The sequence below is a fragment of the Marinicauda algicola genome (genome assembly GCF_017161425.1).
In the GTDB taxonomy this organism is placed as follows: domain Bacteria; phylum Pseudomonadota; class Alphaproteobacteria; order Caulobacterales; family Maricaulaceae; genus Marinicauda; species Marinicauda algicola.
Genome location: NZ_CP071057.1, coordinates 2,857,611 through 2,878,307, shown reverse-complemented (window position 1 = coordinate 2,878,307; position 20,697 = coordinate 2,857,611). Strand labels below are relative to the sequence as shown.

At 68.2% G+C, this 20,697-nt stretch carries 19 protein-coding genes; 16 read left to right on the top strand and 3 right to left on the bottom strand.

Annotated elements, in window-relative coordinates:
• The first annotated feature begins 26 nt into the window (after nucleotides 1-26).
• The 14 genes from JW792_RS14355 to JW792_RS14290 all read left to right on the top strand — a co-directional run bounded on the left by JW792_RS14355 (nucleotide 27) and on the right by JW792_RS14290 (nucleotide 14,136).
• Nucleotides 27-686 carry a cytochrome c3 family protein gene (locus JW792_RS14355; RefSeq protein WP_135995114.1) on the top strand — a complete coding sequence of 220 codons (660 nt, stop codon included), beginning with the start codon at nucleotides 27-29 and terminating at the stop codon, nucleotides 684-686.
• Nucleotides 670-3,411: a 4Fe-4S dicluster domain-containing protein gene (locus JW792_RS14350; RefSeq protein WP_135995115.1), complete on the top strand. Its 2,742-nt coding sequence runs from the start codon at nucleotides 670-672 to the stop codon at nucleotides 3,409-3,411. Before JW792_RS14355 ends, JW792_RS14350 begins: the two co-directional genes overlap by 17 nt.
• The gene (locus JW792_RS14345; RefSeq protein ID WP_206340824.1) at nucleotides 3,408-4,769 is read left to right on the top strand and encodes a hypothetical protein; all 1,362 of its coding nucleotides are present in this window, start codon (nucleotides 3,408-3,410) and stop codon (nucleotides 4,767-4,769) included. Before JW792_RS14350 ends, JW792_RS14345 begins: the two co-directional genes overlap by 4 nt.
• 61 nt (nucleotides 4,770-4,830) lie before the next feature.
• On the top strand, nucleotides 4,831-5,292 hold the full coding sequence (locus tag JW792_RS14340) for a DUF3341 domain-containing protein (RefSeq protein ID WP_206340823.1): 462 nt from the start codon (nucleotides 4,831-4,833) through the stop codon (nucleotides 5,290-5,292).
• Nucleotides 5,289-5,795 (top strand): c-type cytochrome, encoded by a 507-nt coding sequence (locus JW792_RS14335; protein WP_135995116.1) that lies wholly within the window; start codon nucleotides 5,289-5,291, stop codon nucleotides 5,793-5,795. The genes JW792_RS14340 and JW792_RS14335 overlap by 4 nt, the downstream gene beginning before the upstream one ends.
• Complete coding sequence (locus JW792_RS14330; protein ID WP_135995117.1) at nucleotides 5,792-6,820, top strand: hypothetical protein; 1,029 nt, start codon at nucleotides 5,792-5,794, stop codon at nucleotides 6,818-6,820. Before JW792_RS14335 ends, JW792_RS14330 begins: the two co-directional genes overlap by 4 nt.
• Nucleotides 6,813-7,253 carry a hypothetical protein gene (locus JW792_RS14325; protein ID WP_135995118.1) on the top strand — a complete coding sequence of 147 codons (441 nt, stop codon included), beginning with the start codon at nucleotides 6,813-6,815 and terminating at the stop codon, nucleotides 7,251-7,253. Before JW792_RS14330 ends, JW792_RS14325 begins: the two co-directional genes overlap by 8 nt.
• On the top strand, nucleotides 7,250-7,987 hold the full coding sequence (locus JW792_RS14320; RefSeq protein WP_135995119.1) for a thioredoxin domain-containing protein: 738 nt from the start codon (nucleotides 7,250-7,252) through the stop codon (nucleotides 7,985-7,987). The genes JW792_RS14325 and JW792_RS14320 overlap by 4 nt, the downstream gene beginning before the upstream one ends.
• Complete coding sequence (gene coxB, locus JW792_RS14315) at nucleotides 7,984-8,940, top strand: cytochrome c oxidase subunit II (protein WP_135995120.1); 957 nt, start codon at nucleotides 7,984-7,986, stop codon at nucleotides 8,938-8,940. The genes JW792_RS14320 and coxB overlap by 4 nt, the downstream gene beginning before the upstream one ends.
• Entirely contained in the window at nucleotides 8,937-10,604 is a 1,668-nt protein-coding gene (locus JW792_RS14310; RefSeq protein WP_135995121.1) for a cytochrome c oxidase subunit I, read from the top strand. Before coxB ends, JW792_RS14310 begins: the two co-directional genes overlap by 4 nt.
• Complete coding sequence (locus JW792_RS14305) at nucleotides 10,601-11,251, top strand: cytochrome c oxidase subunit 3 (protein WP_158291558.1); 651 nt, start codon at nucleotides 10,601-10,603, stop codon at nucleotides 11,249-11,251. Before JW792_RS14310 ends, JW792_RS14305 begins: the two co-directional genes overlap by 4 nt.
• 4 nt (nucleotides 11,252-11,255) lie before the next feature.
• The gene (locus JW792_RS14300) at nucleotides 11,256-11,555 is read left to right on the top strand and encodes a cytochrome C oxidase subunit IV family protein (RefSeq protein ID WP_135995123.1); all 300 of its coding nucleotides are present in this window, start codon (nucleotides 11,256-11,258) and stop codon (nucleotides 11,553-11,555) included.
• Between the two features lie 194 nt (nucleotides 11,556-11,749).
• Nucleotides 11,750-13,255 (top strand): SulP family inorganic anion transporter, encoded by a 1,506-nt coding sequence (locus JW792_RS14295; RefSeq protein WP_135995124.1) that lies wholly within the window; start codon nucleotides 11,750-11,752, stop codon nucleotides 13,253-13,255.
• A gap of 11 nt (nucleotides 13,256-13,266) precedes the next feature.
• Nucleotides 13,267-14,136 (top strand): universal stress protein, encoded by an 870-nt coding sequence (locus JW792_RS14290; RefSeq protein WP_135995125.1) that lies wholly within the window; start codon nucleotides 13,267-13,269, stop codon nucleotides 14,134-14,136.
• A gap of 4 nt (nucleotides 14,137-14,140) precedes the next feature.
• Here JW792_RS14290 and JW792_RS14285 read toward each other — a convergent pair whose 3' ends face one another.
• Nucleotides 14,141-15,202, bottom strand: coding sequence for a sulfite exporter TauE/SafE family protein (locus JW792_RS14285; protein WP_206340822.1), 1,062 nt, complete (start codon nucleotides 15,200-15,202; stop codon nucleotides 14,141-14,143).
• Between the two features lie 558 nt (nucleotides 15,203-15,760).
• On the opposite strand from JW792_RS14285, the gene merB reads away from it, so the two are divergent.
• Nucleotides 15,761-16,159 (top strand): organomercurial lyase, encoded by a 399-nt coding sequence (gene merB / locus JW792_RS14280; protein ID WP_158291559.1) that lies wholly within the window; start codon nucleotides 15,761-15,763, stop codon nucleotides 16,157-16,159.
• Between the two features lie 129 nt (nucleotides 16,160-16,288).
• Here merB and JW792_RS14275 read toward each other — a convergent pair whose 3' ends face one another.
• On the bottom strand, nucleotides 16,289-17,566 hold the full coding sequence (locus JW792_RS14275; protein ID WP_135995281.1) for an ATP-grasp domain-containing protein: 1,278 nt from the start codon (nucleotides 17,564-17,566) through the stop codon (nucleotides 16,289-16,291).
• Between the two features lie 73 nt (nucleotides 17,567-17,639).
• The gene (locus tag JW792_RS14270) at nucleotides 17,640-18,695 is read right to left on the bottom strand and encodes a type II glyceraldehyde-3-phosphate dehydrogenase (protein WP_135995127.1); all 1,056 of its coding nucleotides are present in this window, start codon (nucleotides 18,693-18,695) and stop codon (nucleotides 17,640-17,642) included.
• A gap of 278 nt (nucleotides 18,696-18,973) precedes the next feature.
• Here JW792_RS14270 and JW792_RS14265 point away from each other — a divergent pair, with 278 nt between their 5' ends.
• The gene (locus tag JW792_RS14265) at nucleotides 18,974-20,632 is read left to right on the top strand and encodes an IS1634 family transposase (protein WP_135995128.1); all 1,659 of its coding nucleotides are present in this window, start codon (nucleotides 18,974-18,976) and stop codon (nucleotides 20,630-20,632) included.
• Nucleotides 20,633-20,697: the final 65 nt, after the last annotated feature.

Here is a 20,697-nt window from a genome sequence, read left to right as displayed (position 1 = left end):
AGACGAGAGGGCAGACCGACCGGGACATGGCCCAGATTTTCCAACGCACGGCCGATGCGTGGCTGCGGCTCTTCCTGACCGGGCTGGCCATCGCCATTCCCGGAATCTTCCTGCTGCTTGCAATTCTCGCGGTCAACCCGACCCAGTATGGCGCCGCGCTCGGCTTCGCGCCGCAGCAGCCGGTTGCCTTCAGCCATCGGCACCATGCCGGCGAACTCGGCATTTCCTGCGTGAACTGCCATGTTTCGGCCGAGCGCGCGGCCAGTGCGGGATTTCCCCCGATCGAAACCTGCATGGCCTGCCATTCGCAGATCTGGACCAATGCCGAGGAACTCGAGCCCGTGCGCGAGGCGTTCCTGGCCGGCGAACCGATTGCCTGGACCCGTGTCCACGACCTGCCCGATTTCGTCTATTTCGATCACGGCGTGCACGTTCAGGCGGGAGTGGCCTGCGCCAGCTGCCACGGCGACGTGACGCAGATGCCGCTGTTGCAGAAGGCCGAGCCGATGACGATGCGCTTCTGCCTGGACTGCCATCGCGATCCGGCACCGAACCTCGTCGCGCGCGAGGCGGTCTACGATCCTCATCCGCATTCTGACGAATACGAGCGCCTCTCGCTTTTCATGGCGAGCGCGCGCGTACAGAACCCCGAAGCCCTGGACAACTGCAATGCCTGCCACCGGTAGGATCAGAACCATCCAGCGCCGGGGCCCGGATCGCCCCGATGCGAAGGACGGACCCGACGTGAAGGCGGGCGCGAGCCGGCGCGACGTGCTCAGGTTCTCGAGCCTTGCCGCAATGGCCGCAGCGGCGGGATGCGGGGAGCCGCCCGAGACTGCCGTGCCCTATATCGCCGAACCCGATGGCGTGACGCCCGGCGAGGCCCGCCATTACGCGAGCGGGATCATGGTCTCGGGCATCGTCCAGCCCGTGCTCGCCACGGTGCGGGAAGGACGGCCGATCACACTCGCCGGCAATCCGCAGCACCCTGCCAGCGGCGGGGCGATCGACGCCTTCGCCCAGGCCGCCATCCTCTCCCTCTACGATCCCGAACGCGAGACCGCGATCCGCCGGGAGGGCCGGATCGTCTCGCCGCAGAGCTTCGCGGCCTTCGCGTGGAATGCGAGGGCGCGCATGGAAAATGGGGCGTGCCTTGCTTTCCTCACGCCCGCCAGCACCTCACCGACCCTGCACCGCCAGATCGCCGCGCTGAAGGCGCGATACCCGGACGTGCGCCATTACGCCCACGAACCGGGCCTGGCGGACGCGGCGCGGGCCGGCCCGGCGCTGTCCGGCGCCCCGTCCGTGATCAGCCTCGGCGCCGATCCGCTCGGGCCCGGCCCCTTCCAGGTCGCCGAGGCGCGCACGTGGGCGGCCGCCCGGCGCACGGCGCGCCAGGACGGCTCGGCGACGCGCCTGCTCGTCGCCGAGGCGGTACCGACGCTGACCGGCTCGCGCGCAGACACCCGCCTGCCGGTGCGCGAGGACCGGATGGGCGCGCTCGCCCAGGCCATCGCGGGCGGCACACCCGAACTGAGCGAAGCCGAGCGCGGCTTCGTGGAGGAGGCGCGCGCCCTGCTGGATCGCGGCGAGGTGCAGCTGATCGCCGGATCCCAGCTGCCGGCTTCGGTTCGCGCAAGGATCGAAGGACTCGGCGCGCCCCCGCGCCACGCTCCGCTGGACTGGGGCGCCCCGGAGCCGTTGGAGACGCTGGTCCGGGATCTCGAGGCCGGGGAGATCGACACGCTGGTCTGCGTGGACACCAACCCGGTTTACTCCGTACCCGGCGATATCGACATGGCCGGGCTGCTGGGGCGCGCGGGCACCGTGGTGAATGCGAGCCGGCACCGCGAGGAGACGAGCCTGTTCGCCGAGTGGTTCGTGCCCCTCGCCCACCCGTTCGAGACCTGGAGCGACGGGCAGGCCGCCGACGGTACGCCGGTGATCTGCCAGCCCCTGGCCCGCGCCCGGACCGATCTGTGGGCCGTCCACGAGCTTCTGGCCCTGTTCTCCGAACCCGCCCCGCCGGGGGCTCGCGATATCGTGCGCGCGACCTGGCGGGACCGGCTCGAGGGCGCGTTCGAACGCGCCTGGCGCCGGGTGGTTCACGACGGGCTCGTGCCGGCCCAGGCCGTCGCGACGGCCCGCAGGCCGTCCCCCGAAGCCGCGCGCGAGGCAGGGACATCCCGCGACGGCCTCGAGATCCTCTTCCGGCCCGACCCGGCCGCCTGGGACGGGTGCTTCACGCGCAATATCTGGCTGCAGGAAACCCCGAAGCCCGTCTCGCTGCTGGTCTGGAGGAATGCCGCCTCGATCGCACCGGCAACGGCGCAGGAACTCCAGGTCGAGACCGGCGACCTGATCGCCATCGAGGCACAGGGACGCCGGATCGAGGCCCCCGCCTTCGTCCAGCCCGGCCAGGCGCCGGGGACCGTGCTTTTGACACTCGGCTACGGGCGCCGGCTCGGTGGCGGCCATGACGGCTCGCGGGGCTATGACGCCTACCGCCTGCGTTCGAGCGCCAGTCCGTGGCGGCTCACTGCCGACCGCGTGACCGGCACGGGAGAGCGCGCGGACCTGGTCTCCACCCAGCATCATCACGAGATGGACGGCCACCATTTCGTGCGCACCGTGGCACCCGGCGAAGCCCTGCACGACGCCATCGACGACGGGCCCTCGCTCCATCCGGACTGGGAGAGCGGGGACCAGGCGTGGGCCATGGCGATCGACCTGGATCTGTGCATCGGCTGCAATGCCTGCATGACGGCGTGCCAGGGCGAAAACAACGTGCTCACCGTCGGCGAGGAGCAGGTCGCAAGAGGCCGGGAGATGCACTGGATCCGCATCGACCGCTATTACGAAGGCCCCGACGAGAATCCGCAGATCCACTTCCAGCCCGTGCCCTGCATGCATTGCGAGCAGGCCCCGTGCGAGATGGGCTGTCCGGTCAATGCCACCGTTCATTCCGACGACGGCCTGAACCTGCAGGTCTACAACCGCTGCATCGGCACGCGTACCTGCCAGGCCTATTGTCCGTACAAGGTACGCCGCTTCAACTTCCACGAATGGACAAGCCGGGAGCCGGACGATCCCCCCGCAAGGCGCAATCCCGAAGTCACCGTGCGTTCGCGCGGCGTGATGGAGAAATGCACCTATTGCGTCCAGCGCATCCAGGCCGCCGACATCGCCGCGCGGATGGACGACCGCGCGATCGGTGAGGGCGAGGTCGTCACCGCCTGCCAGGCCGCCTGCCCGACCGGCGCGATCATCTTCGGCGACAAGAACAAGCCGCGGAGCGCCGTCGCCCGGGCCAAGGCGGAGGGACGCAATTACGATCTCCTCGCCGAGCTCGGCGTGCGTCCGCGCACCTCCTATCTCGCCCGGGTCAAGCCGGGGGAGCCTCGCTCATGAGCGACGCCTCCACCGCGCCCGGCCGGCCGATCGAGGCGGACAGGACACTGTCCGGCGTCACCCGCGAGATCGGCACCATCCCGCTCGACTTTCCCGCCCGCAGGCGCTGGTGGACCGCATTCGCGGTCGCGAGCGCGCTGCTCGCGCTCTACATCCTTTCCGTCGTCGTGCTCTTCGCCGAGGGCACGGGAGTGTGGGGCATCAACATCCCTGTGGGCTGGGGCCTGGCGATCACCAACGTGGTGTGGTGGATCGGCATCGGCCACGCCGGCACGCTGATCTCGACCCTCCTGTTGATGACCGGGGCGGTGTGGCGCACCTCCTTGAACCGCTTCGCGGAAGCCATGACGGTCTTTGCGGTGATCTGCGCGGCGCTCTACCCGATCCTGCATCTGGGCCGGCCGCACTTCTTCTTCTGGATGATCCCCCACCCCAACCAGCTCGCGCTCGGCCCGCAATACCGCAGCCCGCTGGAATGGGACGTGTTCGCGATCTCGGTCTATTTCACCGTCTCGGCAATGTTCTGGTACCAGGGCTTGATCCCCGATCTCGCCGCGGTCCGCGACCGGGCGCGATCGCGCTTCGCCCGGATCTTCTACGGACTGGCCGCGATGGGCTGGAAAGGCTCGGCGACGGCCTGGGCGCGCTGGCGGCGCGGCTATCTGCTGATCGCGGGCTTCGCCCTGCCCCTGGTGGTCTCGGTCCATTCCGGCGTCGCAATGCTGATGGCGGCGGGCCCGATACCGGGATGGCACACGACGATCTTCCCGCCCTATTTCGTGCTCGGCGCGGTGTTCTTCGGCTTTGCCGTGGTGGCGATCCTGGCGAGCGCGCTGCGCTGGACGTTCGAGCTGACGGATCTGATCACCGAGCGCCACATGGCGATGGTGGGCATCATGCTGCTCGCCTCCGGAATGATGACCGCCTACGGCTACGCGATGGAGCTGTTCGGCGCCTGGTATTCGGCCGACGGGTTCGAACGCCAGACCGCGGTGGACCGCCTCTTCGGACCCTGGGCACCGGCCTACTGGGGCGCGGTGATCCTGAATTTCGCGTCGATCCAGCTCTTCTGGCTCAGGCGCTTCCGGCGCAGCCCGCTCGTGCTCTTTCTCGTCGGGCTCGCGGTCGCCGCGGGCATGTGGCTCGAACGCTATTTCCTGGTTGTGTCCGCCCTCTCGCGCGACTTCCTCTCGTCGAGCTGGGGACCCTACTGGCCGAGCGTCTGGGAATGGGCGCTGTTCGCCGGCTCGATCGGCCTGTTCGGCGTCCTCTTCCTGCTGTTCGCCCGCTTCCTTCCCGTCATCTCCATCTTCGAGATCCGCGAGGTCGTCCACGATCTGAATGAGGAGGGCTCATGAGCGAGCGGCCCCACGCTCTCCTCGCCGAGATGAAAAGCCCGGAAGCGCTGCGCGAGGGGTTATGCGCTTGCAGGAGGCCGGCTTCACGCGAATCGAGGCCTACAGCCCGATCCCGGTCGACGGGCTCGGCGCCCTGCTCGACATCGAGCGGCGCCCGCTCGACCGGGCCGCGCTGTTCGGCGCCCTGTTCGGCCTGGCGCTCGGCTTCGCGATCACCGTCGGACAGAGCGTCTTTCAGTACCCGATCAATGTCGGAGGGCGCCCCCTCTTCTCCTGGCCGGCATTCATGATCCCGGCCTTCGAACTCGGCGTGCTGTTCGGCGCGCTCGGCGCGCTGATCGGATTCTTCCGCGCCTCCGGACTGCCGCGCCTCAATTCGCCCCTGTTCGAGGTCGAGCGCTTCGAGAAGGCGAGCGAGGACGCCTATTTCCTCGCCGTCTTTGCCGACGACCCGCGCTTCGGCGACGCCCGCGAGGCGCTCGAGGACCTCGACCCGGCCGCGATCCGGGAGGCGCAGTCATGAGCCTGCGTCTCCTCATCGCCTTTCCTGCCCTGATCCTTGCCGCCTGCGAGATGCGCATGTGGGAGCAGGACCGGCTGGACACCTGGGAGGCGGAAACCGCCGAGCACGGACGCCTGCCGCCGGACGGGGCGATCGCGCGCGGCGACCTCGTCCATCTCGAGCTCCTCGAAAACCGCCCGCCGATGAGCCTCGCGCTCGTCGAGCGCGGCCGGACCGTGTTCGAGCGCACATGTGCGCCGTGTCACGGAGGTTACGGCGACCGGGCAGGGATAATCGTCGAGCGCGGCTTCCCTGCCCCGCCGAGCCTTCACGAGGCGCGCCTGCGCGACGCCGGCCCGTCATACTTCGTCGAGGTCATCACGAACGGCTACGGGGCCATGTATCCGTATGCGAACCGGGTCGAGCCGAGCGACCGCTGGGCGGTCGCGGCCTATATCCAGGCCCTGCAGCGCGTCGGCGAGGCGCGCGAGGCCGAAGGCGCGCCCGGGGAGGCGACGCCATGATCCGCGTCCTCGCCATCGCGCTCGTCATCGCCGGCTGCGCCCTCGCCGCATCCGGCGCGGTCCTCGATCCCGCAGGCCTCGCCCGGGCCTGGCTGCTCGCCTGGGCGATCGCGATCGGCCCGGGCATCGGCGCGGTCTTGCTCGCCCTCATTGGCGTGCTCGCGCCGGGACCCTGGTACGAGCGGCTTCGGGCCAGGACCCGCCCGCTCCTCCTCGCCCTGCCGCCGGCAAGCCTCGGCGTGATCGGGGTGTTCGCCGGGATGGACATCCTCTTCGGCTGGACCGATCCGCACGGCCATGCCGCCGAGGTCGTGACGGCTCGCGGAATCTGGCATGAGGCCTGGTTCTTCATGACGCGCCAGCTCGTCTGGCTCGGCGTGCTGTCGGGAGTGGCGCTCCTGCTGGCGCACGAAAAAGTGACGGACCGGGCCGCGGCGGGCGGGCTCGCCATCCTCGCCGTCATCGCCGCGACGGGCCTCGCACTCGACATCTCCATGTCGATCGACCCGGTCTTCCATTCCACGATCTGGGGGCTCTACGTCATGGCCGGTCAGGCCGCGGCGGCGCTGGGCGTGGTGCTGGCCCTCACCGTTCTGGCCGACCCCGGGCGCGATCCCCTGCACGGGCGGCCGTCCTGGCTCCTGTTCGGCGCCTGCGCACTGTGGGGCTATCACGCCTTCATGCAGTATCTCGTGATCTGGTCCGGCGACCTCCCTCACTTCGCCGCCTGGTATCTCGACCGCAATCAGGGCGCCTGGCTGATCCTCTTCCTCGCGGTGTGCGCGCTGTTCGCCGCCCCGGCCGCCTTCCTGCTCCAGCCCGTCCGCCACAGCCCCATCGGCGCGGCCATCATCCCGGCGCTCGTGGTGTGCGGCTTTGCGCTGGAGACCATCTGGCGCATCGCGCCGGGCCTCGACATGGGCGTAGCCGGCTGGCTCGCGCTCGCCGGGTTCGCGCTCGGCGGGCTCGGCCTTGCCGGGTTCACCCGCGGCGCGCGCCGGGCAGAGGAGGCCGCCCATGGCTGAGCGCGCGCACGAGACGAGCGATGTGCCCATCAGGAGCGTGCTGTTCTGGACCGGACTCGCCACGCTGGCGGTGGCTCTGGCGCTCGCTGTCCTGTTTCTCGTCTTCCAGCGCGGCGATCCGGGCGCGGATCCCGAGGCCCTGTGGGCCAACCGTCCGCAGGAGGGCGTACGCCTGCAGCGCGATCCGGCACGCCCGCTCGAAGTGCTGCGCGAACGCGACCGGAGCCTGCTCGAGGATGGTCCGCTGACGATCGATGAGGCGATGGTCCGCACCGCCGAGGCCGGCTGGCGCGAGGGCGATCCCGACCCCTCGCGCGCCTCCGAGATCGCGGAGGGACACCCGCACCTGCCGGCCCTCGACGATCCGCGCGAGGCCGATCTCGCCGCGGATCCCGAAGGCGCGGTCGAAAGCCCCCTGGAGGACGCGCCATGATCGCCCCGCTGGCCCTTGCCCTCGCCCTCGCCGCCGCGCCCGAGCGCGCCAGCGCCGTCTCCGTCGAGCCGGAGACCGGAGCGCAGCTGCCCGAAGCCGCACGGGTGGAAACGCTCGACGGCCCGCTCGTCCTTGGCGATCTGCAGGGCGAGCGGCCGATCGCCATCGCACCGGTCTATTTCACCTGTCCGACCGTGTGCGGACTGACCGAGGTGCAGCTCGCGCGCGCCTTCCATGAGGCCGGCCTCAGCCCTGGCGAGGACGCGCAGCTACTCTTCCTCAGCTTCGATCCGCGCGACGGCGCCGAGACGGCAGAGGCCGCGCGCGAGCGCATCGCCGCCGCGTCCGGGAGCGAGGCCAGTGCTGCCATACGTATCGGCTGGGGCGGGGAGGCCGAAGCCGTCCTCGACGCGCTCGGCTACCAGCGCTTCTTCGATCCTCAAGCCGCGGAGTTCGCCCACCCGGCCGCGCTCGCCGTGCTCACGCCCGACGGCCGCGTCTCGCGCTGGCTCGGCCCGGAAGGGCTCACCGGCGATCAGCTGCGCCGGGCCATCGTCGAGGCCTCGAACGGCGGCATGGGCGGGGTCATCGAGCGCGCCCTTCTCCTGTGCTGGCGCTTCGATCCGACGACGGGGAAATACACCCCGCGCGTCGTCCTCATCCTGCAGGTCCTCGGCGCTCTGACCGTCATCGCGCTCGCCGGCTTCATTCTCACCCATCTGAGGCCGCGATGAGAGCCGACGGCGCCATACCGGTCTGGCCGGAGGCGATCTCGGCCCATGCCGACAGCGTGGATGCGCTGGCGATCGGCTTCTTCGCCCTGATCTGGACGCTGGCCCTGCCGATCGGCTTCGCGATCGTCTGGTTCGGATGGCGCTATCGCCGGCTCAACGAGGATGTGGACCGCAAGCAGCGCCATCACGGCCTGACCTGGCTCGAACTGTCCTGGATGATCGTGCCCTTTCTGCTGGCGCTCGTCTTCTTCACGTGGTCGGCGCTCCTGTTTCGCGACCTGCACCGACCCCCGGCCGATGCGCGCGAGGTCTACGCGATCGGCCTGCAATGGATGTGGAAATTCGAGCATCCCGGCGGCCAGCGCGAGATCAACACGCTGCACGTGCCCGCCGGAGAACCGGTGCGCGTCATCATGAACAGCCAGGACGTGATCCACTCGCTCTACCTGCCGGAGCTGCGCATCAAGCAGGACGTGGTGCCCGGGCGCACGACGAGCCTGTGGTTCAGGGCCGACGATCCGGGCAGCTATTCCCTGCGCTGCGCGGAATACTGCGGGGTCAGCCATTCGCGCATGGTCGGCGAACTCGTGGTGATGGCACCGGCCGCGTTCGAGGCCTGGCTCGCCGGCACCGAGGCGGGCCTGCCTCTGGCGCGCGCGGGCGAGGCGCTGTTTCGCGAGCTCGGCTGCTCGGGCTGTCACGGGGCCAATGCGGCGGTACGCGCGCCCGGTCTCGCCGATCTCTATCGCCGCCCGGTGCCGCTGGCGAGCGGGGAGACCGTGATCGCGGACGAGCGCTATCTGACCGATTCCATCCTGATGCCGGAAAGCCAGGTCGTGGCCGGCTACGAGCCCGTCATGCCGAGCTTCCAGGACGTCGTCACCGAAAGCGAGCTCGTCGCGCTCGTCGCCTACATCAAGTCGCTGAGCGGGCGGGAGGGGGAACGCGAATGACCGATCCCAGCCAGGAGCGTCCGAGCCGGTCGGAAAATTTCTGGACCGCGAGGGAGACCGCCCTTTCCTGGTTCCTCACCACCGACCACAAGCGCGTGGCGGTGCTCTACGCGCTCACCCTGATCGCGACGTTCGCCCTCGGCTCGGTCGGGGCGGCGATCGTGCGCCTGGAACTGATCACGCCGGCGGGCGACCTGGTCTCGGCGGAGGCCTACAACCGGGCCTTCACCCTGCACGGCATCGTCATGGTGTTCTTCTTCCTCGTCCCGCTGATCCCGGCGACGCTCGGCAATTTCCTCCTGCCGCTGATGCTGGGCGCGAAGGACCTCGCCTTCCCGCGCCTGAACCTGGCGAGCTGGTATGTCTTCGTCATCGGGGCGGGGCTCGCCGTCGCCGCCATCGCGATGGGCGGGCTGGAGACGGGCTGGACCTTCTACACCCCGCTATCGTCCGTATACGCCGACGGCTATGTGACGCTCGCCATACTCGGGGTCTTCGTCTCCGGCTTCGCCTCGATCTTCACCGGCATCAACTTCATCGTCACCACCCACACGCTGCGCGCGCCGGGCATGGGCTGGTTCCAGATGCCGCTCTTCGTTTGGGGCATGTACGCGACGAGCCTCGTCATGGTGCTGGCAACGCCGGTGCTGGCCGTCACCCTGCTGCTCGTCATCGCCGAGCGGGCCTTCGGGATCGGCGTGTTCGACCCGGCCATCGGCGGCGACCCGCTGCTGTTCCAGCACCTGTTCTGGTTCTACTCCCACCCGGCGGTCTACATCATGATCCTGCCCGCGCTGGGGGTTATGAGCGAGCTCGTCACGGCCGGCTCTCACAACCGCATCTTCGGCTACAGGTTCGTCGCCTTCTCCTCGATCGCCATCGCGGTACTGAGCTTCCTGGTGTGGGGCCACCACATGTTCACCTCCGGACAGTCCATGTACGGAGGGATCGTCTTTTCCTTCCTCAGCTTCCTCGTCGCGGTGCCGAGCGCGGTGAAGGCCTACAACTGGGCCGCGACGCTCTACAAGGGGCGGATCACGCTGAACACGCCCTTCCTGTATGCGCTGAGCTTCATCGGCCTGTTCGTGTTCGGCGGGCTGACCGGGCTGGTGCTGGCGTCCATCGCGGTCGACGTGCATGTCCACGACACCTATTTCGTCGTCGCCCACTTCCACTACATCATGGTCGGCGCGGCGGTGACCGCCTTCATGGGCGGGCTGCATTTCTGGTGGCCGAAGATCACCGGCCGGCTGTTCAACGAGAGCCTCGGCCGGTTCTCCGCGGTGATGCTCTTCCTCGGCTTCAACCTGACCTTCTTTCCCCAGTTCGTGCTCGGCTATCTCGGCATGCCGCGGCGCTATCACGAGTACGATCCCGACCTTCAGATCTGGAACGTGCTGTCCTCGGCCGGGGTGCCGATGCTCGCGGTCGGTTACGGCCTGCCGCTGCTCTATCTCGGCTGGTCGCTGAAGATCGGCGAGAAGGCGGGCAGGAACCCCTGGAACGCGGCAGGGCTGGAATGGACGACGACCTCGCCCCCGCCCGAGCACAATTTCCCCGAGCCGCCCGAGTGGGAGGGCCCGGCCTATCCCTACCCGGTCGGGGAGACCGAGGAGCCGCAGGTGCAGGAGGAAGCCCAGCCCAAGCCGGAGCGCGAGGCATGAAAAGGGCCGCCGACCCGTCCGGCCTCGATCCGTTCGAGGACGCCGCCACCCGCCTGAAGGCACAGCGCATGGGCATGTGGCTGTTCCTGGCGAGCGAGGCGATGATCTTCGCCGGCCTGTTCGTGTCGATCGCCGTGGTGCGCGTGGTCTGGCCGGACGGCGCGGTGGAGGCCTCCGCGCGGCTCGACAAGGGGATCGGGACGGCCAACACCGCGATCCTGCTGACGTCCTCGCTGCTCGTCGCGATCGGCTCGGCCGCGGCGAAGGCGCAGACCCCGCGCAAAGGCCTCGTCGCCGCGGCCTTCGCCGGCGCGGCCGGGCTCGGCCTCGCCTTCCTGGCGATCAAGACCGGCATCGAGTACCGCCACGAATTCCACGCCGGCCTGATCCCCGGAGCCGGGCCGGCCTTCCCGATCGACACGCCGGGCGCGGAGCTGTTCTTCAATCTCTATCTCGCCGCGACGGGCCTGCACGCGATCCATGTCGCGATCGGCGCCGCCGTGCTCGCCGGGGCCGCCCTCGCGGTCTGGCGCGGCTGGCTGAAACTGCCCGCCAACGCGCCCGAGGTCGAGTTCTGCGGACTCTACTGGCACCTCGTGGACGTGATCTGGATCTTCCTCTTCCCCGTGCTCTACCTGGTGAACTGAAGCCATGGCCGACGACGACACGACCTCCTTCTGGCCGGCCGAGACGGTCAGCTTCCTCCTGGTCTGGGCGGTGCTGCTGGGACTGCTCGCACTCACCGTGGCGGTCTCGCTCGTCGATATCGGGGCGTGGAACGTCGTCGCCAACATCGCCATCGCCGCGCTCAAGGCGGGCCTGGTGATGTGGATCTTCATGCATCTCGACGCGGTGCGCGGCGTGGTCCGCCTCGTCGCGCTCGGCGCGCTCCTGTGGGTGGCGATCCTGTTCGCCCTGACCCTCGCGGACTACCTCACCCGGCCGTATTGAGCGTTCGCGCCGGACCCGGCGAATTCGCAGACCGGCCCTGCAGCGCAGCCGCGCGCCTTGCCCCGCAGCGTGGCGGCCGTTACGCGGGGCGCGACCCCGCGAGGCTCCCTTCGCCTCTTCCCGCTTTTCCAGGATCGTCACCACCGGCCGCGCGAGCGTCCGGCCGGCGGTTCAGGCCGCCGAGACCTCCGCCCATGCGCCTTGCCTTCGACACCGACGCCCTGGTCCGCCACATCAGGACGGACTGGACCGGCAATATCCGCGGCGACCTCCTCGCCGGGCTCGTCGTGGCGCTGGCGCTGATCCCGGAGGCGATCGCGTTCTCCATCATCGCCGGGGTCGACCCCAAGATCGGGCTCTACGCCTCGTTCTCGATCGCGGTGCTGATCGCCTTCACCGGCGGACGCCCGGGCATGATCTCGGCGGCGACGGCGGCGACGGCCGTCCTCATGATCACGCTGGTGAAGGATCACGGCCTGCAATACCTGCTCGCCGCGACGATCCTCGCCGGCGTGCTGCAGATCGCGGCGGGGCTGGCGAGGCTCGGCAACCTGATGCGCTTCGTCTCGCGCTCGGTGCTGACCGGCTTCGTCAACGCGCTCGCCATCCTGATCGCCATGGCGCAGATCCCGGAACTGATCGGCGTGCCGATGCTGACCTATCCGCTCGTCGCGGCCGGGCTGATCATCATCTACGGCTTCCCCAGGATCACCACGACGATCCCCTCTCCGCTGGTGTGCATCGTGCTGCTGACGGGGCTCGCCCTGGTGTTCGGCTGGGACGTGAGGACGGTCGGGGACATGGGCGCGCTGCCCGACACCCTGCCGGTCTTCCTCGTTCCGGACATCCCGTTCGATCTGGAGACCCTGAAGATCATCCTCCCCTACTCGGCGGCCGTGGCCGCGGTGGGCCTGCTGGAATCCCTGCTGACCGCGCAGATCGTCGACGATCTCACCGATACGCCGAGCGACAAGAACCGCGAGTGCGTCGGCCAGGGCACGGCCAACATCGTCACCGGCTTTCTCGGCGGCATGGCGGGCTGCGCGATGATCGGCCAGTCCATGATCAACGTGAAATCGGGCGGGCGCGGGCGTCTGTCGACCTTCTCGGCCGGCATCTTCCTGCTGATCCTGATCCTGGTTCTGGGCGATCTCGTCGCGCGGATCCCGATGGCCGCCCTCGTCGCGATCATGCTGATGGTGGCGATCGGCACATTCTCCTGGTCCTCGGTGAAGAACCTGAAATCCCATCCCTGGAGCTCGAGCGCGGTGATGATCGCGACCGTGGCCGGCGTGCTGCTCACCCACAATCTCGCCATCGGCGTTCTGATCGGGGTCGCGCTCTCGGCGGTGTTCTTCGCCTGGAAGGTCTCGAACATCTTCAAGGTGGAGTCCGCGCTCACCGGCGACGGCCGGGCGCGGGTGTACACGGTGCAGGGCCAGCTCTTCTTCGCCTCCAGCGAGGACTTCCTGAAGAGCTTCGATTTCAAGGAGGCGCTCGACCATGTCACGATCGACATGAGCCGGGCCCATGTCTGGGACATCTCGAGCGTCCAGGCGGTCGACCTCGCCGTCATGAAATTCCGCCGCGAGGGCACCGAAGTCGCGCTCGTCGGCATGAACGAGGCGAGCAAGACGCTCGTCGACCGGCTCGGCGTGCACGATCGCCCCGATGCCGACACCGCCCTGCCCGGTCACTAGGGAGAGACGCCGTGGACCGCATCATCGCCCTCATCGACGCCTCGCCCTATGGCGAAAGCGTGTGCGACCACGCCGCCTGGGTGGCGCAGAAGACCGGCTTCGGCGTCGATCTCCTGCACGTCGTCGCGCACCGGCCCGGCGCCGGCGCCCCGCTGGACCTGACCGGCAATCTCACGCTCGGCGCGCGCTCTCGGCTGATGGAAAGCCTCGCCCGCCACGACGAGGAGAGCGCCAAGCTCGCGCGCGAGCGCGGCCGCGTTCTGGTGGATGCGGCCAGGGCCCGTCTCGAATCGGCGGGACTCTCGGGCGTGCAGGCCCGCCTGCGCACCGGCGACCTGCTGGAAGCGGTCCGCGAGGTCGAGGACGGCGCGCGCGTGCTGATCCTGGGCAAGCGCGGCGAGCACGCCGATTTCGCGAGGCTGCACCTGGGCTCCAACCTCGAACGCGTCGTGCGCGCCGCGCACCGCCCGGTCCTCGTCGCCGCACGCGCCTTCACGACGCCGCAGCGCGCGCTGATCGCCTTCGATACAGGGCGCAGCGTCGCCAAGGCGATCGACCACATCGCGAAGGGCAGGCTGTTTGCCGGCATGACGCTGCATCTGCTGCACGCCGGCGAGGAGAGCACGCAGGTGCGCAGCGCCCTCGAGGCGGCCGCCGAAAAGCTGCGCGCGGCCGGCCATTCGGTGGAGACCGCCATCGAGCCCGGCGAGCCGGAAGCCGTGATCGCCGCCCATGTCGGCGAAGCCGGTGCGGATGTCCTGGTGATGGGCGCCTACGGCCACTCGCGCATCCGCAATCTGATCATCGGCTCGACGACGACGCAGATGATCCGGGCCTGCAAGGTGCCCGTCCTCCTGTTCCGGCCGGACACGCAGGAATAGGCCGCTACCGGGCGAGCGGGCGGTGCGTCTTCGCCTCGCGCCGCTCGCCGATGCGGAAGAGCCAGAGGAAGAGCGCGTTCATCGCGAGCACGCCGCCGAGCGCGGCGGCGAGCGGCAGGCCCGTCACGCGCTCCTCGGCGAGCACCCAGACATATTGCGCGATGCACAGGCCCGACACGATCAGCAGGGTCGGCGCGCGCGGCATGCGGCTGACGACCAGGGCGCCGAGCGGGGCGCCGAGCGCGACGACCGGCGCGGCGGCGAGCCAGTTGTAGAAGACCTCCGGCTGAATGGCGTAGCGGGAGGGATCCAGCCCCATGAGGGCGAGATTGGAGCCGATTCCGATGAGCGAGGTCGCCGCCATCAGGATGACCGAGGTCGGGATCGCGACCTTGATGTCGGAGCGGTAGAGCAGGACGAGGAAGGCATAGACGATCATGTCGATGCCAACGCCGGTGAGCGCGGCGACCACGCCGCCGCAGAGCCCGATCGCCAGCCCGATCGCGCGGTCGAGCGCCGGCTCGGGGATGCGCTCGCCTTCCGGCTTCACGATGGCCCGCAATTTCAGGAAGTGGATGACGCCGAAGCTGCACCACACCACGGCGAAGAGCAGCTTGACGAAGAGATCGCTCGCGACGGGGGCGATGAAGGCCGCCGCGAGCGGTGTCGCCACGAGCGAGCCCGCGAGCGTCCAGCGCAGGAGCGCCCAGTCGACCGCCTTGCGCGAGGCCAGGATGTAGATCGAAGCCGAGACCATGCCGATCGACTGCACGGCGAGGGCGAAATTGCGCCCGAGCGCGGCCGGGGCGTCGAACGCCAGCACCAGGACGGGGAATCCCACCGTGCCGCCGCCCATCGGCGTCGAGCCCGCGAAATAGGAGCCCGCCGCCATGGAGGCGGCGATCGGCCAGTGCGCCGCGACCTCGTCTGCAAGGCCGCCCGAGACCACGAGCGTGAGCCACGCCGTGTAGAACAGCGCGAGCCAGAGCAGGAACGGCGCGAGACGGCGCATTGTTGCCAGCGTGCGTTCCAGGCCGCCGCGCTCGAACCGCCCGACCTTCCCCATGGTTCCTCCCTCCGCTGCCAGTCACGATAGCGGCGGGGGGACTGGCGCAAAAGCGCTCCGCTCAGTGGTCGGACTGTCCATGGAGGAAGGGCGGAGGGACACGGTTTGGAGCTGTGCGTTAACCCATACCGGACAAGCCGTCATCGGCTTCCCCCGCGTCATGGGAACCCAACCGGCCGACTCCCGCAGGCGATCAGGTGACGCCACCCCGAGTCCGGGACGCAAACGGCCCATTGCCGGTCATCGCCAGTAGAGCGACATTCTTCGGGATGAGCGGCGCTTCTCTCACGGAATTCGATCTGAAGGTTCGGGGAGAACTCACCCGAGCCATCGCCGAGCTCGGCCGCGCACCCAGCAATGAGCAGCTTGCACGGCGGCTGACGGCATCCCTCGCTGCTGTAGAGCAATCTCTTCTAAAGTTGCACGATGCCCACGCGCTGCAACTTCACCCGCACCGCTGCGCGCCCTGGGCTGTCCACCCATTCGCACTTTCCCCCGGTTCGTGCTGGGTCCAGGCCGGGGGGCCGGGGCTGGTGGGCCAACTGCCTCTACTGCGGCATGGGTATCGCTGCAGCGCTCGACGAGAATGCCGACATCCACACCCGGATTGGCGGAGAACAGGAAGCCATCGTCGTCCATATACGTGATGGGGAAGTACAGGAGGAGGACTTGCTCTTCCATCTCTCCACGCCGGTAAGAGAGTGGTGGGACAACGTCATCCATGCTTGCGCGACCTTTCAGCCCTTCCATTCCGAGGCTGAGATTGAGGACTGGTGCGCAAGGCATGGCTCGCCCCGGGGCGCCGTCGTCCCCTTGCCGAGGCTGTGGAGGTTTGCCTCCGAATGGTATGGAAATTACCTAGAGGAGCCTTGGCGAAAGCGCTCGCCGGCCGAGGCGGAGGCCCTCTTCGCCAAATACGGATTCGAGGGCGAGTTCTGGCGGACGAGCGGCTCCTGAAGGTCGGAGAACCGCCTCCAGCCGGGCATTCCTACCTGGGGCGAGCAGCAGTCAATGGCGGAGGGAAAGACCCACATATCCAACGTTCTCTGACATACCCTCCCCGAAATGGCGAGAATTGCTGGGCTTCTACACCACAAACACCGGAGCGAACCCGCCACCTGGGGTCCTGAAATTTGTGGTCTGGCCTTGGTAGAGGCGCGCAGCCACCAGAAGCACCTGCCCGTCGTAGGTATACAGCCGAACGTCCATCTTGCGCGCCTGCGGCGCCTCGTCGATCTTGATCATGCGCTCGTTCGGCCGGACCAGGGTCTGGGCAACGTAGCCGCCCCGCTCAATTTGTGACCAGACGCCTTTCGTCACCTTGTCGCCGCGGTACACTGCCTTCCCGCCATGTCCGCCCGTCGGCTTGAAGAAAAGGTTCTTTCGGCAGCTCCAGAGTTCGTCGGCGTTCTCTGGGGTGACAAGGACAGTGCGTGGGACGGCTTTGAGAGGCGCAATAATTTCTGGTTGCGCACCCCAAGACTCGAGTAGCGCAGGGTCGGAGAGCAGCGAAAGGTTGCGCTTGTCGGCAAGAAGGGCGTGGTTGTGCGGATTCGGCGTTACGACCACCGCGCCATCGCGGTAGGCCTCACGCAGCGCTCTGTGCTCTGGCTGATCAAACGCGAAGTCGGTGACGCGGTTATACACGAGGTCGACTTGCCTGCCCTCGACGCTGAGCCGGCCCGCCTCGTAGCGAAGATGGCTGGCATCCGTGATAACCGCGTCCACGCCTCGCGCGGCCAGAACTTGCCGTACGAGCACAAACTCAGGATAGAGAAACTGTTCCTCCGGCCTGTCGTCGACGATAGCGATCCGATGTGCGGCGCCGGCTCCCCGCTGGCGCATCCATTCGTCCTGAAACATGTGAACCGCCGCGTCCTCAAAGGTGTGCGGCGTCAGTGGCATGTCCATTTCGGCACAACACTTGCGCTGCGCCTTTGCAAGAAGGGCATTGAGGAATGCCCCGCCGGCGTTGGTATTGATCTCGATGAGCCGGGGACCGTCTTCGCCAAGATGGAAGTCGTAGCCCATCATTGCACCAACCGGCCCGTGGTCCGCATGCGAGATTTCAGGTGCCCAGGAGAGAACCGCGGCTTGATATGCGGCGAGCCGAGCCGTTGTTTCGACAGCGGCCACCACCTTCTGCATCTCGGCCACCTCCGTGGCTGAGAGAAATACCGGCACGTTCGAGAACAAGTGGGCCTTGGGGCGGATGAAAGTCTCGCAGAACGCTGGATCGCCAGCCTCGTGCTCCAGCGCCTCGCAAAGCGACCCTCGGTCGAGCGTGACGCAAAAGCAGTTCTGGTTGAGCCGCTTTGAAAGGGTCTCAACTTGACCAGAGAAAGTGGGAGCCGGATAGGTCATTGAGCGCAAAGCCATGGCTGCGACGAGGCCGGACATGCTTTAATCCCGAGGGGGAGGTCGAACATTCTTGCGATCATCGTTGCCCCAGCGTTTCGGTCAGCAGGCCGATCCCGAGCGCTGCATCAGTCTTGGCGATCGATTCTTCGGCGCTGCTTATCGTTCCGGTCAGTGCTCGGATCGCATCGATTGTCTCTGGAATGACGATTGCCTGATTGTCGACCATGTAAGCGTAGAACAATTCGTCCCCTTCGACTTTCAGCATGTCCGACCACAGCGCCACCTCATAGAGGTTGTCATGCGGCCGGCCGAGGTCGGCCATGAGTTCCTTGACCGTATTGAGGGCGGTCAATCCGGCATCCATGCGGATCAGCGCGATGCGGGACGATGCGGCAAGGGCGTTCAGCACCTCCTCCTTGGAGGCCGGCCGGGTCAACTGCACCGACCAGTAGTGCAGATGCGCCAGGGTCTCCGGGACCTTGACCGCCATCGTGATGACATCGAGGTCGGGGTCTACGCTCTGCGCGTCCGGCCCTTGATGGCTTGGAATCTCAGGTTCGGGGACGAGCGTGTTCATGATCCCGCCGAGGTGACTTTCCCATGGGTCCGTCGCCCGGCGCAGCAGCGTCCCTCGCGCGCGACGTAGCAGGCCCGCGTGCTTCAACGCCGTAAGGGTTCTGACGATCGAGGTTGTGTTGCAGGAGACGACGCGTGTGCTGTCCCGGTTCAGCGCGGTCGCATAGCTGACCTCGGCGACGAAGGAGTGTCCGGTCACCGCGTGCTTTTCGCCACCCTGGACAATGAACTTGATGCCCGCTTGTCGATAGATATCGACGTTCGCCGCCGCGATCCGTTTCGGCGTGCAGTCAACCACCAGATCACTCGCCCCGAGCAGATCATCGAGGTTCCCGGCCACATCGAGACCGGACTTCTGCATCGCCCCCGAATGTTCCCCGGTGGCCGCGTAAAGACGGAAACCCTTATGCATCGCCATGCGTGGCCGCCAGTCAACGCTGATATCCGCCACCCCGGCGAGTTCCATATCGTCCTGCAGCGCCACTGCGTCGGCGACACGCTTTCCGATCACGCCGTAGCCGTTGACGGCGACCCGAATCTTTTTTGCTGGGCTCATCGGCTTCTCCTTGCGTCTAAAGCGCTCCGCAGTGATGGCTATGGCTTATGTAGCTACTGTCTTTGGAAATTGCGCAACGTATTCCACGAAACCGGGTCGGTTGCTGCCCCTAAACAACCAAGCTTGGCCGAACTTGAACAGTGAATCGGCTCTCCGGGCGCCAAGCCATTGATTTTGCTTGGTCGGATCTGGAGATTTCGGCGAGTGTAGTGGAACATTTGTCGCCTTGAGCCGCTTCAGGCCTTGTGTTTCGCGCGATATGCGCGGACAACAGCGGCATGTTCGTGCGCGAGAAGACGGCCCGGGGCCACCGCTATCTCTATCTTGTCGAGAGCGTGCGCGAGGGTGGGCGCGTGCGTCAGCGCATCGTCCGGGCGCTCGGCCGCAAGGACGTGCTGCTGGCGAGCGGCGAGCTCGATCGTCTGGTCGCCTCCCTGGCGCGCCATGCCGAGCGCTCGCTGGTCCTGTCCGAGATGGCGGCCGGGCGGATCGCCTGCACGCGCATCGGCGCGCCGCTCCTGTTCGGGCGCCTGTGGGAGCGGCTCGGCATCGCGGAGGTGCTCGGCGGGCTCCTGCGGGGGCGCGGCTTCGAGTTCGCGGTCGAGCGGGCCGTCTTCGTCGCCGTCCTGCACCGGCTCATGGTCTCCGGCTCGGACCGCGCCTGCGAGAAGTGGATGGCCGACTATGCGATTCCCGGCGCCGACGGGCTGCAGCTGCACCATTTCTACCGCGCCATGGCCTGGCTCGGCGAAGAGCTCGCGCCGGACGGCGATGCGGATCGCCCGGAGGCGCCGGCGCCGCGCTGCGTGAAGGACCGGATCGAGGAGCGCCTGTTCGCGCATCGGCGCGACCTGTTCACCGACCTTGCGGTGGTGTTCATGGACACCACCACCCTGTCGTTCCAGGGCGCCGGCGGCGAGAGCCTGGGAGCGCGCGGCCATTCGAAGGATCATCGGCCCGACCTGAACCAGATGGTGCTCGCCGTGGTGATCGACGGCGAGGGGCGGCCGATCTGCACCGAGATGCTGCCCGGCAACACCGCCGACGTGACCGTGCTGCTGCCGGTGGTCGACCGGCTGCGGACACGCTTCCAGGTCGGCCGCATCTGCGTCGTCGCCGACCGCGGCATGATCTCCGCCGCAACGATCGAGGCCCTCGAGGAGCGCCGTCTGGAATACATCCTGGGCGTGCGCGAGCGCAGCAGCGCCCTCGTGCGCAAGGTCGTCCTCGCAGACAAGCGCCCCTTCACGCCGCTGCTGGTCGAGCGCGCCCGGGGCGAGACCCAGCTGTTCGTGAAGGAGGTCGCGCTCGATGGCCAGCGCTACGTCGTCTGCCGCAACGAGGCCGAGGCCGAGAAGGACCGGGCCGACCGCCAGGCGATCGTGGCGGGCCTGGAAAAGCAGCTCGCCCGCGGCGACAAGGCGCTGATCGGCAACTCCGCCTACCGGCGCTATCTGCGCCGCGCCGCCCCGAACGGACGGGCGGACGCACGGGCCTTCGAGATTGACCCCGGCAAGCTCGCCGACGAGGCCCGCTACGACGGCATCTTCGTGCTGCGCACCAACGCCCGCCTGACGCCGCTGCAAGCGGTGCTGCGCTATCGCGACCTGCTGCAGGTGGAAGACCTCTTCCGCCGCGCCAAGTCCGTGCTCCGCACCCGCCCGATCTACCACTCCGCCGATGCCGCGATCCGCGGCCACGTCTTCTGCTCCTTCCTCGCCCTCGTCCTGCAGAAGGAGCTGACCGACCGCTGCCGCGCCGCCGGCCTGACCCCCGAATGGGCCGACCTGATCCGCGATCTCGACCGCCTCCAGGAAGCCACCATCGAGCAGGACGGCAAGCGCGTCGTCACCCGCACCGCCGTCGCCGGAGAGATCGGCCGCGTCTTCCAGGCCGTCGGCGTCGCCCTGCCGCCCAACCAGCGCCCCGCCGACTGAGCCTCGCGATCCCCGGAATGTAGTGCCAACACCCGGCGACGCCGGCGCAACCCATTGCGCCTGAC